Annotated in this window: 11 protein-coding genes and 3 pseudogenes; 5 read left to right on the top strand and 9 right to left on the bottom strand. The window is 43.3% G+C overall.

Going from position 1 to position 16,543, the window contains the following annotated elements:
- The first annotated feature begins 42 nt into the window (after positions 1 to 42).
- The 4 genes and pseudogenes from JCM14108_RS07825 (at position 43) to JCM14108_RS07810 (ending at position 5,074) form a co-directional block, all read left to right on the top strand.
- Positions 43 to 1,227 carry an NAD(P)-dependent oxidoreductase gene (locus JCM14108_RS07825; RefSeq protein WP_035179936.1) on the top strand — a complete coding sequence of 395 codons (1,185 nt, stop codon included), beginning with the start codon at positions 43 to 45 and terminating at the stop codon, positions 1,225 to 1,227.
- Positions 1,228 to 1,628: 401 nt separating this feature from the next.
- A pseudogene (locus JCM14108_RS07820) lies at positions 1,629 to 2,749 on the top strand (NAD(P)-dependent alcohol dehydrogenase).
- 92 nt (positions 2,750 to 2,841) lie between these two features.
- Positions 2,842 to 4,317 carry an aldehyde dehydrogenase gene (gene aldA, locus JCM14108_RS07815; RefSeq protein WP_035179933.1) on the top strand — a complete coding sequence of 492 codons (1,476 nt, stop codon included), beginning with the start codon at positions 2,842 to 2,844 and terminating at the stop codon, positions 4,315 to 4,317.
- Positions 4,318 to 4,378: 61 nt separating this feature from the next.
- The gene (locus tag JCM14108_RS07810; RefSeq protein ID WP_235807151.1) at positions 4,379 to 5,074 is read left to right on the top strand and encodes an HAD family hydrolase; all 696 of its coding nucleotides are present in this window, start codon (positions 4,379 to 4,381) and stop codon (positions 5,072 to 5,074) included.
- A 111-nt stretch (positions 5,075 to 5,185) separates the two neighbouring features.
- Here the strand turns inward: JCM14108_RS07810 and JCM14108_RS07805 are convergent, their stop codons facing one another.
- The 9 genes and pseudogenes from JCM14108_RS07805 to JCM14108_RS07765 all read right to left on the bottom strand — a co-directional run bounded on the left by JCM14108_RS07805 (position 5,186) and on the right by JCM14108_RS07765 (position 14,368).
- A complete protein-coding gene (locus JCM14108_RS07805; RefSeq protein WP_035179930.1) occupies positions 5,186 to 5,494 on the bottom strand; it encodes a hypothetical protein in 309 nt (102 codons plus the stop codon).
- 193 nt (positions 5,495 to 5,687) lie between these two features.
- Complete coding sequence (locus tag JCM14108_RS07800) at positions 5,688 to 6,158, bottom strand: GNAT family N-acetyltransferase (protein WP_237745758.1); 471 nt, start codon at positions 6,156 to 6,158, stop codon at positions 5,688 to 5,690.
- 60 nt (positions 6,159 to 6,218) lie between these two features.
- Positions 6,219 to 7,361 carry an NADH-dependent flavin oxidoreductase gene (locus JCM14108_RS07795; protein WP_035179927.1) on the bottom strand — a complete coding sequence of 381 codons (1,143 nt, stop codon included), beginning with the start codon at positions 7,359 to 7,361 and terminating at the stop codon, positions 6,219 to 6,221.
- A 231-nt stretch (positions 7,362 to 7,592) separates the two neighbouring features.
- Positions 7,593 to 8,441: a carboxylating nicotinate-nucleotide diphosphorylase gene (gene nadC / locus JCM14108_RS07790; RefSeq protein ID WP_035179925.1), complete on the bottom strand. Its 849-nt coding sequence runs from the start codon at positions 8,439 to 8,441 to the stop codon at positions 7,593 to 7,595.
- Entirely contained in the window at positions 8,422 to 9,624 is a 1,203-nt protein-coding gene (locus JCM14108_RS07785) for an MFS transporter (protein WP_035179922.1), read from the bottom strand. Before JCM14108_RS07785 ends, nadC begins: the two co-directional genes overlap by 20 nt.
- A 365-nt stretch (positions 9,625 to 9,989) precedes the next feature.
- Positions 9,990 to 11,428: pseudogene (locus tag JCM14108_RS07780) on the bottom strand (C69 family dipeptidase).
- Positions 11,429 to 11,601: 173 nt separating this feature from the next.
- Positions 11,602 to 12,060 (bottom strand): hypothetical protein, encoded by a 459-nt coding sequence (locus JCM14108_RS07775; protein WP_035179920.1) that lies wholly within the window; start codon positions 12,058 to 12,060, stop codon positions 11,602 to 11,604.
- Between the two features lie 115 nt (positions 12,061 to 12,175).
- Positions 12,176 to 13,684, bottom strand: coding sequence for a phosphoenolpyruvate carboxylase (gene ppcA / locus JCM14108_RS07770; protein ID WP_035179919.1), 1,509 nt, complete (start codon positions 13,682 to 13,684; stop codon positions 12,176 to 12,178).
- Positions 13,685 to 13,939: 255 nt separating this feature from the next.
- The gene (locus tag JCM14108_RS07765; RefSeq protein WP_035179917.1) at positions 13,940 to 14,368 is read right to left on the bottom strand and encodes an OsmC family protein; all 429 of its coding nucleotides are present in this window, start codon (positions 14,366 to 14,368) and stop codon (positions 13,940 to 13,942) included.
- 211 nt (positions 14,369 to 14,579) lie between these two features.
- Here JCM14108_RS07765 and JCM14108_RS07760 point away from each other — a divergent pair.
- Positions 14,580 to 16,435 (top strand): annotated as a pseudogene (locus tag JCM14108_RS07760) (cation:proton antiporter domain-containing protein).
- The last annotated feature ends 108 nt before the right edge of the window (positions 16,436 to 16,543 follow it).

Here is a 16,543-nt window from a genome sequence, read left to right as displayed (position 1 = left end):
TACTATTATTTTAGAAAAAGGAACTCAAAGGAGCTTTTAATTATGTACAAAGTTAAAAAAATCGATCCTTTTGATGTCACTGATTTTTCCGGTGATGTTTTTCAAATAACCGATACCGATACGCCGGATGCAATTCTGGTCCGGAGTTCCCGGGTTGATGATGCGCTGATTTCAAAGCGGTTGTTGTTGGTTGCCCGTTCGGGTACCGGGACCAATACAATCAATATTGATGCCTGTACTGAAAATGGCACCGCTGTTTTTAACACTCCGGGCGTTAATGCAAACGCGGTGAAGGAACTCATTATCCAAAACCTGTTTCGGTGTGTTCGGCCACTGAATGAGGCCATTCAAATGGTTGACCGGCAAAAAAGCGCTGCTGGCGAGACTTTACAAGAAGCCGCCGAAAAAAGGCGGAAGGATTATATTGGCCAGGAACTCTATGGTAAAACACTTGGGATTCTGGGCCTGGGGACCATTGGCCAGCGGTTGGCGGATGCCTGTTATCATTTGGGAATGCAGATTATCGGGTATAATCGAAGTTTTAAGAATCTCCGGCACGTCCAGCAGCTTGAAACGATTGAAGAAGTCTTGACCTCAGCGGATTTTATTGTTCTGTTATTACCGCTAACGCCGGAAACCCGCGGCTTATTGACAGCCAAGCATTTTAAAATGATGAAGAAGTCGGCTTTTCTGCTTAATTTTGGTCGTGGCGAATTGGTAGATGATCGAGCTGTGGTTGCTGCGTTAAAACAAGATGTTTTTGCGGGGTATGTCAGTGATTTTCCGACTAATACACTGCAGGGACAGCCAAAAGTCACGTTATTGCCGCATCTGGGCGGCAATACGACCGAAGCACTTACGCATAGTGCTAATTTAATTCTTCAAAATTTATTGGACTTTTTGGAAAACGGGACGGTCCGCTCGTCAGTGAATTTTCCCCGGGTTGATCTGCCGTTTACCAGCCCAGACCGGTTGACATTTTTCTTCAAACTGCAGGATAATGCCATGGCTGAGATTTCATCTTTACTGAATGAACAGCAGTTGACGGTGATGGAAATGATGAATAATAATCAAAACGGTTATGGCTATACCATCGTCAATACAGACCTGACTGATTGTTCCGACGCTCGACTTGCTGAGTTAATGACAAAATTTAGAGCGATTAAGGGGATGCTCAGAGTTCGAAAATTAAAAAACGCTAATATTGAAAATTGGCAGGTCGGTTAACCGATAGTTACAATCGATACGCGGTTGCTATGAAAAAGTCGGCCGAATTTTTACGTGAATTTTTCACGATCTTTCAAATTTCACTGATTATTTATTTCACAATAAATTAAAAAAAGTGCGATTGTGAAATAACTACGGCGCGTATACGAGTGAAAATCCGGATGGCTTTTTTCGCCAAAAATAATGAAAATAAACTTGCAAAAAAATATGAAATGCACTATAAATGAAGATGTAAGCGGTTGTTATGAAAGAAGCGGATGGCTGTTGGAATCATTCTCGATTGTCAGAATATTGACTGGCAAACGATTGGTTTTAATCAAAAAGTTTGTGATAAAAGGTCCGCTTTTTATTTGATAACGATTGCTCATTAAATACAAATAAATTGTTATGGAGATGTGATTATGCGAATTAAAGCAGCAGTTGTCAACAATAAGGGTGGCAATTTTGAGATGAAGGACGATGTCGAACTGGCTGATATGCAGGCTGACGATCTTCAGGTCCACATGGTTGCCAGTGGGATTTGTCATTCAGACGAAGCTTTGCGAAAGGGAACCGCGGAAATCGGTTACCCGATCGTTTTAGGACACGAAGGCTCCGGCATCGTTGAAAAAGTTGGTCCGGAAGTTAAAAACTTCAAGCCTGGCGATCACGTTGTCTTGTCATTCTATGGCTGTGGAAATTGTATTAATTGCTTACGTGGGATTCCGACCCAATGCTTAAACTATGCGGCCAATAACCTTTCAGGTGTTCGACCTGACGGCAGTGCCCACTTTACCGAGAATGGTCACGATGTTGCGGATATGTTTGACCAATCATCATTTACAACAACAACGGTTGTTCGTGAACGAAATGCCGTTAAAGTTCCAAAGATCTGGATTTGCGAAAACTTGGACCTCTGGGTTGTGGCTATGTCACAGGAAGCGGGACTGTCTTTAACACGTTGAAGCCAAAGCCCGGTTCAACAATCGCGGTATTTGGAACCGGGGCAGTTGGTTTGGCTGCTATGATGGCCGGCCGAATTTCCGGTTGCACGAAAGTAATTGCCATCGACATTGTTCCGTCACGGCTTGAACTGGCTAAGGAACTCGGTGCAACGGACGCCATTAATAGTAAAGATGAAGATGCTGTTAAAGCTATTCAAAAACTGACAGATGGTCATGGTGTTGATTATGCGGTTGATACAACCGGTGTTAAGAAGGTCATGGAAGATTCCATTAAGGCATTGGCACAAGGTGGGACGACCGCAACGATTGCCGTTACCGATCAGCATATTGATTTGGATACGTGGAATGACCTTTGCACCAGCGATCGTAAGATTGTCGGTGTCAATATGGGCGATTCAATTCCACAAGTTGATATTCCAAGATTAATTCGCTTCTACAAACTAGGCATGTTTGATTTTGACAAGACCGAAAAGTTTTACAAGTTTGACGACATCAATCAAGCCAACGCCGACTCAGTCAGTGGCAAAACAATCAAACCGGTTTTGGTCATTGATGACGACTACAAGCCGGGAGATTAATACCGGATTGTTAATAATTTACAGATAAGTATTAAAAGCATTCTTTTCTGCCAGTCAATTCGACAGGATATCATTGGAAAGGAAGCAATACTATGGCACAAAATGCTGTTGCATTAAAACATTATCAAATGTATATTAACGGAGAATTTAAGGACTCAAATTCGGGTAACACCATTACGGTTATTAATCCGGCTACTGGTGAACCGATTTCAACGGTGCCAAGCGCAACCCGTGAAGAAACTCGTGAAGCCATCGATGCTGCTTATGAAGCAGAAAAATCATGGAAGAAAGTCCCTGCCGCAACCCGTGGTCAATATTTACACGATGTTGCCAACGAGGTTCGTCGTCAAAAGGATCACTTGATTGAAATGCTCCAGGAAGAACAGGGTAAGATTAAGTCTTTGGCAACCACCGAAATCCTATTCTCAGCGGATTACTTTGATTACATGGGCAGTGCAGCCCGCACTTACGAAGGTGAGATTCTTCAATCCGATAATAAGAATGAAAATATCATGATTGCCAAGCAGCCAATTGGCGTGGCAGCCGGAATTTTACCATGGAACTTCCCATTCTTCCTGATTGCCCGTAAGATGGGTCCGGCTTTGGTAACCGGTAATACCATTGTTATGAAGCCAAGTTCCGACACACCAAACCTGGCACTTGAATTTGCCAAGATTTGTGAAAAGGTTGGTATTCCAAAGGGCGTTGTCAACATTGTTTCCGGTCCCGGTTCGGTTGTCGGTGATGAACTTACCCGTAACAAGAAAGTCGGCATTATTAGTTTGACCGGTTCGGTTGCCTCTGGTAAGCGAATCATGGAAGGCGCTGCTACCCACATGGCTAAAGTTTCTCTTGAACTCGGTGGTAAAGCACCGGCAATTGTTTGCAAGGATGCCGATATTGATTTGGCGGTTCAATCCATTATTGATTCCCGAGTTGATAATAATGGTCAACTTTGCAACAATTGTGAACGGGTTTACGTTCAAGAAGACGTTGCCGACGAATTTATCAAGAAACTGTCCAAGAAGATGTCTGAAGTCACGGTTGGCGATCCAATGAAAGATGAAAACATTGGGATGGGACCGTTGATTAACCAGGCAGCTTTGGATAAGGTTGCCGGAATGGTTGACCGGGCAGTCAAAGCCGGCGGCAAGATTACAGCCGGTGGTCATAAGTTGAATATTGCAAATGGTTTCTACTATGAACCGACTGTTATTACCAATGTCAAGCAGGATTCAGAAATTGTTCAGGATGAAATCTTTGGCCCGGTATTGCCGGTCTTGACCTTTAAGACATTGGATGATGCCATTGAAATGGCTAACGACAGTGACTTTGGCTTGACATCATCCATCTTTACTGAGAACTTGGATAATGCAATGCGGGCTGCCAACGAGCTGGAAGATGGGGAAACCTACATTAATCGCTTTAACTTTGAAGCAATGAACGGTTCACACTCCGGCTGGAAGGAATCCGGTATCGGCGGTGATGATGGTCGTCACGGTATTGAAGAATACTTGAATACCCACGTCATTTACCTTCAGGGACACCCTGAGAAAGCAAACGGCTGATTACTAATTTAAAACAGTTGTCGATTAAAAGGCCCCCGTCATTTATTTGGCAGGAGGCCCTTTGTCGGTTAAAATAAGTTTATCAGTTAAACTCACAAGAATGGAGAGGATTCTCATTTATAAACTTATTGCGTTTGATCTGGATGGCACGGTTGGTGAAACATTTCCGGTTATTTTCGATGCTTTTCGAAAAACAGTTTATAAGTATACGCACCGTGAAATAAGCAATAACGAGATTTTATCCACCTTTGGCGCCAACGAGATTGGGATGCTGAATCAGTTGATTCCACATGCGCCGGCGAATATTTTGGACGATTTTTATCAACAATATCAGGAAAGCCATGCGGCATTAACGGCACCGTTTCCCGGAATTAAAAATCTCTCGGATCATTTAAAGAACCGACAAATTGTGACACCGCTTGTAACCGGCAAAGGCTCGGTTAGTTGTCGAATCAGCCTTGAAAAATTAGGATTAGTTAACTATTTTTCACCAATTTTAATTGGTTCGTCCAAGGGACCCAACAAGGCTGAAAATTTTAAAAAGCTGTTGGACCGCTACCATTTGGTTCCCAGCCAAATGGCGTATGTTGCGGATACGATTGGTGATATTGATGCCTGTCGTTCCGTGGGAATTGATTGTTATTCTGCCGCCTGGTCGCAATACGCGGATTCAAATCGGCTGCGACAGGTAAACCAGTTTGTCTTTGAATCGGTTGCTGATTTAAGCGCGGCACTTGATAATCGGATTAACCATTAAGCTAAATTAAATCGAGAATGGGATGACAGATGGTTAACTGCCACTCGGTAATAATTGTAGGAAACGGGACTGGCCAAAGTTACTTTTGTTTCAGTCTCGCCTCTTTTTACGTTAGGCTTCAGCAGGGGTTGCTCGCTGAATCACCATACTTGGATGACTGCCTGGCGTTGCCCGGTAGACAGTGTAGTCTCCGGGGGCTAATTGGTGATCGGCCAATGTTGCGGAAACCATGACGCTAAAACCGGCAACTTCATAATAGGCGTGACCGTCGACCGGTTCATCCGTTAAGGTCACATTAACGGATTCCAAGGGGGCAACATCCAGAGAAGCTCGGCGCAACGCCAAATACTGATAACTGACATTGTCGACAGTCAGTGTGATTTCATTATCGTTACAAGGAACTGTAAACGTTTCTTTCATTTTTGAATGACTTCTTTCATCATTAAAAGTTTTGATCGGTCACTTATTATTGTAACCGTCTTGTGGGATTCAAAGAAAGGGCTTTATGAAAAAGAACGGGTCTGAAACAAAATTATTTTTGTTTCAGACCCGTTTGTAATCACGATTATTTCCGAGCGAAAGCGTGCGCTGAAAGGCAACTTCCAGTTTTGATTCAATCGTTTTTTAGTTCTTTAAACATTCGCTTTCCGGCGACGTCGCGACCACTAATGGTCATTAGAAGCGGCAGGTCACCAACAATTTTAAAGCCGTATTTTTTATAAAGATCGATCGCCCGTAGATTTCCAGACAGAACGTCCAGATAAATGCCGTGCAACTGCCATTCTTGAGTAGCCCAATCCAGGACTTCTTCTATTAACTGGCTGCCGATTCCCTGGCTTTGAAAATCCTGGTCAACTGAAACGGCCAGCTCACCGCGATTAGTATAGCGGGGCAGTGCGCTTCGCCTCAATTGTGCTAAGCCGACGATTTCCTCGTTTTCATAGGCAACAAATGAAACGGCAATACTGTCATCCCGCATTCTATCGGAAATTTTGATTTCATTCAGATATTTGTGAACGTCCTTTTGACTATAGCTAAGGTTATTTGTTTGCCCGCTAACCTTCATAAGGTGTCGATAAATCAAGTCAGCGTCCCTTGCGCCGCCATTTGAATTTTTGCCATAAAATTCTCCTTCTCTATTTACCTAATCGATATTAATTTGACGTGTGTCTGTTGAGATTGGAAAGCCCTTTTTAAAGGCTGTCCGTAAGAAATGCAGCAGTGGCGGCGTGACTTTCAGCTCATCCAGGTCCTGTAATGAAAATGTATAACGAATGGCTTTTTCGTCGCCGGCAGCTGCTTTTTGAACCCACTTTGGTTCCCGAATTAACTCTCGTCCCAGTGCCGCGAAGTCAACATTGGCATTCATTAACTTCTCGACTTGAGCAGGAGTTGCCAAGTGACCAACAACCATTAACGGCAGGTCAGCTGCCAAGACAGCCTGAATTTTTTCAAAAACCGGTTGCTTGTCTGTTTGATCAACAATTGAAGTTCCCCAAGCATCTGCCAATGAAACGTGCAGGTAATCAATTGGTTTTTGATTCAGCTGCTTAACCAGTGCCAAGGTATCAGATAATCTGATGCCGGGTTTTTCGATTTCTTCAGGAGAAATGCGATAGCCGAGAATAAACGGCCGGCCCGCTTGACTGACAACTTTGGCACAGGCGTCAACAACTGCCAATGGAAACCGCATTCGATTTTCCAAACTACCACCCCAGCGATCGGTTCGCCGATTGGAATGGGGGCTGAAGAACTGCTGCAATAAATAAGTGTTGGCACCATGTAGTTCGACCCCGTCAAAGCCGGCATCGATAGCTAATTGCGTTGCCTTGGCAAAGTCAGTAATTGTCTGCTCAATTTCGTCTTCGCTCAAGGATCGGGGTGTTTCGGCATCTGGACGAACAGCTGCCACTGCACTGGCTGAAACCGGCTGCTTGCCGCGCAAAATGCTTGAATGGCTCATTCGGCCGGCGCTAAAAATCTGTAGGATAGCCTTTGTACCGTTAACTTTAATGGCGTTTGCCAACCGGGATAAACCAGGCAGCATGCTTTCGTGCGCAACGCTTAGCTCACCCTCAAAGCCCTTGCCAAGATCGTTGACGTTGGCGCAGCCGGTGATTAGTAAGCCAACGCCACCGGCTCGTAAATGGTAATAGGCAATTTCATCAGAAGTGATTGAACCGTCTTCGAAACTGGATTGTTCGGTCATGGGCGACATCGCAATCCGATTTTTGACAGTCACACCGTTCCGAAGTGTGTAAGGTTTTAAAAAAGTATATTGGCTCAATTAAACGACCCCCATGTGAATTTTGATTAACAAGCACACTATAATTTTAGCATAAAAGTCAAATTAGGATAGGTTTAAAAAACGCATTATTACAGCATTTCACTGTAATAATACGCTTTAATCGACAAAATCTTAACAAAAAGATAAACAGTGTCAATGATTGCCCGGGTATACGTAAAATAATGACCAATTATAAATGGCATAATTTTTTAAAATTAGGATATTTCATGTTTAGACGGGGGTGCTTTTCACAGCACCATCAATCAAAAAGCTGATATCTAACGGTGAAACATCGTTTGTCAAGTTACCGACTGAAATAAAGTCGGCGCCGCAGCCTTTAAAATCGGCAATTGTATCCTCTGAAATACCGCCTGAAGCTTCAACCTTAATGGTAGCGGGAACCAGCCGCCGCCATTTTTTGATGGTTTCAGGGGTTTGGTTGTCAAACATAATGACGTTGGCACCTACTGAAACAGCATCCCGTAGTTCTGACTCGGTTTCGACTTCAATTTCAATCGGCGTCAAGGGGCCGGCGTGCCTTTGGACCATTAAAAGAGCAGACTTAACACCACCGGCCAAGGCAATGTGGTTATCTTTAAGCATTATTGCGCCGGTCAGGTCGAATCGGTGGTTAACCCCGCCACCAACGGTAACAGCATATTTGTCGAACATACGTAGGCCGGGCGTTGTTTTTCGGGTATCGGTTAGGCGAATACTCGGATCAGCTAATTTAGTTACCATTTGAGCTGTTTTAGTTGCGATGCCACTCATATGCTGCATGAGATTTAAAATAACCCGTTCACCGGATAGCAGAGCGGCCGGCGTGCCGATAACCCGGCCGATTGTTTGCCCCGGCTTGACCTTGGTACCATCAGAAACAACTGGCGTGTAAGCAGCCTTATCGATAAGGTTGTAGGCAATTTGAGGGATTTGCTGGCCACAGATAATACCACTTTGTTTGGCAATGAAGCTGCCGCTGATTGATTGACCGGCTGGCAGGAACCGTAAGCTTAAATCATCAAATTGAAGGTCTTCTTTTAAAAACGCCGCCAGTTTTTCTTTAATTAAGATTGGGTTCATTGTTGTGAGTCTCCTTAAGATTATTTGATGTCGGCAGGGCTAAAACGGCAAGTGCGCCAATAACCAGCGATACCATGAAGATGCCAAAAATAACGCTGATACCGATTTGTCGATCCATCAAAACACCAATTAACAGTGGACCGAAAATAGCACCAATTCGGCCAATTCCCTGAGCCATACCGGTCATGGTTCCCCGAATGTTATTTTGATAAAGCTCGGGTGTCAATGCGATAATCGCACCATATGCACCGAGATTGAAAAAGGAAAGAACACAACCGGAAACGACGATTAAAGCAGCGGTTGTTGATTGACCGAACATAACAGCGCCAAGCGCGGTTCCCAGCATGTAAAGGGCGAAAACATACTTTACTTTAATCCGTTTAGCCAACCAGGCTGCACAGAAGTAACCGGGCAGCTGGGCAACGACGATAATGGTCGTGTAACCAAAACTGTTAACAATCCCATAACCTTTATCTACCATAATGCTTGGCAGCCACATAAACATGCCATAGTAGCTGAACATGACCATGAACCAAGCCAGCCAAAGCATTAATGTCCAAGGTTTGAATGTCTGTCGAAGAGAAACCAGCCAGTGTTGCTTGACGGCACTTTCGGAACGACTTTCGTGAATATGTTTTCTCAATATAATAGCAAAGAATCCGGTAACGGCAGTAATGACTAAGATACCCCGCCAACCAAGAAAGGGGGTTAGCAGAAATGACAGAAATGATGCTGCCAGCCAACCGAGCGCCCAAAAGCTATCCGCCAAAATCAGCATTTGTGAGCGCTTGCGGCCACGATAAATATCGGCGATATAGGTGGCGGCAACCGGTAACTCGCCACCGAGTCCCATACCGACAATGAAGCGGATGATCAGAAATGCCATAAAGCCGGGCGCACCGGCCAGAATCAGATTACCAATCGAAAAAGTCAGCAGAGTGGCAATTAAAGTGTTCTTTCTGCCGATTCGATCAGCCAGGTGGCCAAAATAAAAGCCACCGCAAACCATCCCAATCGTACTGATTGAACTAATCAGACCGGTTTGAGAATTTGTTAGTGCCCATTCTTTGTGCACAATGGACATGATAAATGATAATAAGCCGACGTCCATCGCATCAAATAGCCATGCGGTCCCGATAATCAGAAAAATTCGGGAAATTGTCCGCTGGTTAACGTTATCCATGATTAAAAACTCCCTTCAAGCTTAATAAAAGTAATTAATACTTTAAAGAGCGAAAAAATAAAAGTATTAACTACTTTAAATAAGAGCATACGCTTGTCGGCTTGATTTATCAAGTTGAAATTTATATTTAAGCATTCTCAAATAAACGTTTGCTTAACCATAGTGAAAAATTCAGTTAAGCATCCTGGTCAGTTAATTATTTGGTACGAATGGAAAGGGGGGATGTTATGCAGTAACTATTCGCGGGTGAAACCCGATGAGGTCAAGGGGATAATTGAAAATTAAAAAGCGTGAATCAGAAGATGGCTGCCATTAATTGAAAGTAATCACTTGATTCACGCTTTATATTTATAGTTGATTGGTTTTTATAGTTCGCCGCCTTTTTCAAAGGTTGGGACCATTTTTTCCGCCCGCAGCAGGACCAATTGGTTTAGCAGATCTTTTAAATTATCGGTAATGGCTGCGGCAACTTCATTGTTGATTTTGGTGTGCCATTTCGGCAGTTCGGCCTTGGAAAGCTCGGCAAATTCCTGGTCGGCTTTCGTGACAGCACTTCTTCCCTTGGCAAATCCGAATTTACGGCTCTCAGAAACGGCGGTCATTGCAGCCAGATCGTGCTCGGCAAAGAAGGGGTCGGCTAACATGGCGATAAGTTTGTTCAGCCAATAAAAGCTTTCAGTCGTCGTTCGTTCCGGCGTTTCCTTGAAGTTCTTTGGCGTGTCGAGGCAATTGGCAAAGAAAGGTACCGGTGAATTAAAGATGTTAACACCTTCGGCCAGCCAGTGAATGGCGGCGTGCTCAGCAGGGAAGTCGGGTCTGATTTGAAGAATGTGCATTTCTTGATTGCGGTTCATGCCAATTGGCCGATAGCGCTGCCTGGTTTCCGGGGTTCCGGTTTTACCGTAAGGGTCAAAGTCGGTTCCTTGATAATGGCTGCTCAGGATAAACGCCACGTCTTCAATTGAAACCAGATGAGCGGGTACCCGACTGAACGGCATGGTGCGGCTTTGAGGTCCTGCTTAATTTCCGGGTTAAGATATTTCTGACCGTACCAAACTCTGGGGGTGTTGTAGTAGTGATCGCTTTGAACATCTTCACCGAAAATATCCCGAAAATTAAAACTGTCCGGTCTTTTATTTAAATGATTTTTTTCAGCAAATTCCTTTAAATCCGCCGAATACATAAAGTGTTGTGAATCATTAAAGTCGATTTCTTGAATGCCGGTTTGATTAGGGGCAATCACGTAAGTATCATCGGGAATCCGTTCAGCAGCCCAATGATGGCCGCCAACTGTTTCAAAATACCAAACTTCGTTTTGATCCGAAAAGGCAATTCCGTTACTCTCACAGGTCCCGTACTTGGTAACCAGTTCGCCCAATCGCTGAACGCCTTCCCGGGCGCTGTGAATGTAGGGGAGAACAACTGTCAGCATGGCTTCCTCGCCAATGCCGTCATCGACCAAGGGGTCCAAGCCGAGCGTGGTGGTGTTTGTAAATTCGGTTTCAGTGGCACTCATGGCGACATTGTCGGTGTTGATACCCGATTCTCCCCAGCGGCCGTTACGAAGATCTGCACATGGCGTTTCAGTATATCGAAGCGGATTAGCCGGTAGTTTCAGCTGAAAATTGTTAAAAGTTGATATGTAAGTTTTCGGTTGATCTTCGGGCTTGACGACAATAAAGCGTTTTGCGTTAATACCGCCACCGGCATCTTCATTTCTGGCGATCATAGTTGACCCATCGACGGTGGCCTTTTTACCGACTAAAACGGCTGTACAGCTTGACAAATTTCGTGTTGTTTTCAATTAAATCAATCCTTTCAAAAATTCTGTTCCTTTCCAGCATAACGCAATCGGCTGTTTTCTGGAATATGAATTATTTTGAGAGTGAGACAAAAGATGATTAGCTTCCAGAGCATAATCGAAAAGGACTGGCCAAAATTACCTTTGTCTCAGTCCAGCCAAAAGTGGCGTAGGTACTAAGAAAAGACGGCTGTTGTGGTTACCTTTGGAAAAATCAACGCCTGGCCATAGACCCAATATTTTTGAACGCTTTGTTTGCCGGCGGTTGAATCAGCAGCACCTGCTTTGCCCCGCAATACGTTGGCTTTGGAAATTCGATACCAGTTGTATCGGGTTCCTTGCGTGGCATACAAATCAATATGAACGGCGTTATTAACAATACCATTAGGACTCATTTTGGCCTTTTTCCAGGAAATTGTTTTGATGTTTTTATAAGAGCTGGTTGGTACGTGGTTATAAAGCTTAAATGATTTGTAATTTGAACCAATTCTTGCGAACTGATCGGTCTTATGGTAAGTGAGGGCTCCCGGCATAGCCTTGGCAACCGTTGCTTCAGCGGCAGTTGAATCCCCGACGGTTGTCAGGAAAGCGAGACCGGCGACAAGTACCGGTAAAATTAAACTGGTTTTGAACATGATAAAATCTACCTTTCATTAGAAATCAAAGTTTCTTAGCTATTCCATTCTATTTTAATTATATCGCCAAGTACCAAAAAAGACACCCCTGGACAGGATGTCTTTTTGGGATAAATTAACCTAAGAATTTTCTCAAGGTTGCTTGACGCTGGATGAGAGCTGTCTTAGTGGTATCATCGTTAATTTTAACCAAGTCGGCAGCAAGTTGGGCATGCTTTTCTTCCTCTTTGGTTTCAGGACCTGCAACAATATCAAACAGCTTTTCAATTCCTTCGATATCATCATCAACGGCTTTCCAAGCAGGATTCTTTCGTTGAAGTTCGGTTAAAGCTTCTTTACTGAAGTAATGGGAAACATGTTCATAATCAGCTTTAATGTTATGATAATATTTTCTCAAAACAGTTAATTCCTTATCGTTTAATTTGGTAAGGACCCGACCAACACCGATAAATTCAGGCGGAACACCAATTGAGTAGAGTGCACCTGTAAATGTAATTGCCCGTGGCATCTTGTAGCCATCAACATCACGTGAATAACCAATAATTCCCACGTGCTGGTGACGATCACGACGCTTTGGAAAGGCATCGAAAATCGGCTGTAAATCGTTAATAAGCGGATCCAGTGTTACGTGATATTCTTTAGCTGCTTTATCAGCAATTTCCAAAAGCGTTTTTTCGTCTTCTTCGGAAATGATTTGGAACTTACTTTGCTGCAGGCCGTCACGTAATTTCATGATAGCCGGTTCGACCACGTCTAATGGGTAGTCGTAACGGAATGCAGACTGAATTGTGGCTGTCTTTAAGCCGGGGAATTCTTCCAGGTAGCGATCCAACATCAGCGGTGAAAGACCACCACGGAAGACGGTGCTGCCCATTCCGGCAATCGGATAAATTGGTAAGCCACTTTTATCTTCAAATCTAGCTAAATGACTCAGGGCCAATTTATTTCCAATAATACTATTTAGGAAACCGTTTGAAAGGGCAGAATCTGAGCCGGCCAAGAAGACTCGCATATATTCAACATCTCGGCCAAAATGCTTTTTGTATAATTCAATAAACTTCTCTAAGATTTCAGGCGCGTCCAATTGTGATTGGAAACCTTCAAACAGGGGGATCATTTGCAGGGTATCCGAATTTTCATGGCCGGTATTGAATTCTTTGGATTTGTAATGGGCTAAACTTGAAAACTTATCTTCCATTTCAATTAATTGATCGGCTGACTGAGTCATTGGTAGAATAGCTTCAAACAATGGCCGCTCATCAAAGCCCAAATCCTTCGCAAAATCCTCGGCTGAAAGGATCGTTGTCATGGCCTGCATTAAGCTGTAACCCTTTTCTTCCCAAATATTTGGAAAACGGAAGGTTAAAAATTTGTCCCGGCCAAGTTGGTGCTTCTTGAAGTAATCGTAGTGTTCGGAATATAAGCGGTCGATAACCGATGCATCGGCGTGCTTACCTTCCCAGTCCCACATATATTCGTCGGCACCCAAGGTTGAGAAGTTTTCATAAGCTTCGTCAATTTCCCGGTAAGCTGAAATAAACGGGTTATCATGATTTTTGAAAAACGGAACTCCTGCGTTATCTGGATGTTGAGTACCCATAATGTTTGGGATTTTTCTATCCATAAATAAATGCCTCCTGTTTTCTTTTAATGTCATTAAATGAGATTATACAGTAAAATGACATAATTGAAAAATTAATTTAAAATCAAGCCTTTTTGTTCATAAACACTTATTAAATTCGAGTATTTACGAATAAAGTTAGTTGATTAATTCCTTAATTTAAATAAATATTACCGCAAATCAGCTTCAGTTACTACCCCGGATCAAGAAATAATGCCATTTAAATTAAAATAATTTTAATTTAAGGGTCTAGACTTATTATTTGTTAGTAAATTCACGAACTGTTTCGACTGTGTAATTGCGACTGCCGGCCAACAGTTGAGAAACACAGCAGCGCTTTTCAGCTTCGGCGGTCATTTTAGTTGCAGTTTCAAAATCAACACCGCTAATTTTGATTTGGGCGTTGACCAGAAATTCATAATGGGCCCGTTCACCGATAAATGCTACTTGAACCCGAACCGCGGACGTATGCGGCAGATGATGCTCTCGTTCGATAGCTTCCAGCGTTGCCTCCAAACAGGTGCTTAATGAAAGACTCAGCAGCTGTTCGGGATTGGTTCCGGGATGCTGATTGAGCGGGCTGCTGGTTTGAACCTTTAGACCATTGGGAATGTATGCGTGACCTTCCAAGCCCTCTGAGTTAATGCCTTCAGTTGTGTATAATGCGTTGTGCCATCGTGGATCCATCTTAACGACCTCCAGATAAAATGATTGTTAACTACATTATAAGCGCTTTCAAAGCGTTTTCAAAATTGTTGGAAGAAGCAATCGTCAAGCTGCAACTATTTTAAAAACAGTTTTGTTTGAATTTTGGCCTCGTTTCTATTAAAGTGTTAGCTGTTTTTATGATAAGCTATACAGCTAAACTTCAATCTAAAATTAGAAAAGAGTTGATATTTTGAACCAACTATCATTAGTGATTATTTTACTTGCGGCGTTGGTTATCCCGCTGACGATGGCCAGATTTAAGGTGACCTTTTTACCAACCGCCGTTGTTGAAATTATTGTCGGGGTCGTTTTAGGGCCTTCTTTATTGAATTTGATTCACATGAACAGCACGCTGGATTTACTGCAGAATGTTGGCGTGATTGTCCTGCTGTTTCTTAGTGGGATGGAAATTGATTTCAGTCTCTTTAAACGTCGATCGACACGGTTATCACCGCTTGAGGAAAAGGATCAGCAAAATGCGCCCAAGTATTCAGTGTTGACCATTGCTGTTATGAGTTACTTGTCAATTATGATCATGTCGGTTGTAATGGGTATGCTTTAAAGCTAACCGGAATCTTTGATGATCTTTTTCTGTCGTCAATTCTGTTTATGACCATTTCATTGGGAATTGTAATTGCCAGTCTGAAAGAAAAAGAATTGTTGAGTCGGCCATTTGGCCAAACAATTTTATTGATTGCGGCATTGGGGGAAGTAGTCCCCATGGTCGGCCTGACTTTCTATGCCTCGGCTTACAGCCCCAACTCTAAATCCCTGTGGTTGATTCTTTTGGTTCTGGTAGTTGCTGCTTTACTGTTTTGGCGTTTTAAACCATTCTTTCGGTTTTTTGACAAAATCAACAAGTCAACGACCCAACTGGACGTCCGACTGGCGTTTTTTATGATTGTAACGTTGGTCACGGTTGCCGAGTCGGTTGGTGCCGAAGGGATTTTAGGGGCTTTTTTAGCCGGGATTGTGATTAAATTATTGGAACCCCATGAAGAAACCAAAGTTCGGCTTGACTCAATCGGTTATGGGTTCTTTATTCCGATTTTCTTCATGATGAGTGGTGTCAACTTGAATTTGCGTCAATTGGTAGCCAGCTCCCAAACACTGGTGATGATTCCAGTAATTTTTGCCGCTTATGTTTTAGCAAAAGTGTTGGTTTACTTCACGTTGAAAAAGCGGTTTAAATCAACAAATGCTGTCGCGGGGACCGCAATGTCGGCAACGACCATTACAGTTGTTTTGGCAGTTTTGCAGGTGGCTTCTCATCTTCACCGGTTAACCAGCCAGCAATCAGGAGCCTTTTTACTGGCAGCCATTTTAACCTGTGTTATTGGGCCGTTAATTTTTAATAAATTGTACTCGGCAGAAACCGAGGACCTCAAGAAAAAAACGGTTCACTTTATTGGAACCAATTTAACAACGGTTCCGGTTGCTCAGCAGCTTGCCAAGGGATGGTATGATGTCACAATGTATACCAACAATCAGCACAATTACCGAGCGTTTAACAGTGAGGTTTCAATTGACTTATTGGATAACATGGAGACCGGCTTCATGGTTAATCAAGGCGTTTTTGACGCTGATATTGTGGTTTTGGGTCAGGTTAACTCCAAGAAAAACTATGAATTGGCCAAAGCCGCTAAAAAGTACGGTGTTAAGCGGGTGATTGTCCGCTTTGAGGATCGAAATATTTTAAACGAAAAGCAGGAGGAATTAGCTGGCCTGGGGATTGAACTGTACAACACGCCGGATGTCAACATCAGTATGCTGCGGTCTCTGATTGAAGCACCGTCTACTATGCGGCTGATGACATCAACGGAGGCCAGCGTTTATGAAGTTGCGCTTCGAAATCGGCGGTATGCCGATATTCAGGTCAGAAACCTGCCGTTTATTGATAAAATTACGATTACCCAGATTTATCGTGATAAGCGATTTATTCGGCCAACCGGCGGCACTTCCCTAAAGGTGAATGATCGGGTGATTTTTACCAGCAGTAAACAAGAAGCTCCCCAAGTTCGTCGGGAATTGGAAAAGTTGAACTAATCAAATGCAAATCAGACCGGCTTTCACTATACTTAAGGTCGTTAAACAGTTTATTTGCGAGGGGGAGTTCGCATGTCTATTGAGAAGAGATTTTATCTAAAACGCGTT

Origin of the sequence: Lentilactobacillus farraginis DSM 18382 = JCM 14108 (genome assembly GCF_000583655.1) — a bacterium.
GTDB classification, from domain to species: Bacteria; Bacillota; Bacilli; order Lactobacillales; family Lactobacillaceae; genus Lentilactobacillus; species Lentilactobacillus farraginis.
This window is presented reverse-complemented; position numbering and strand designations above follow the sequence as displayed.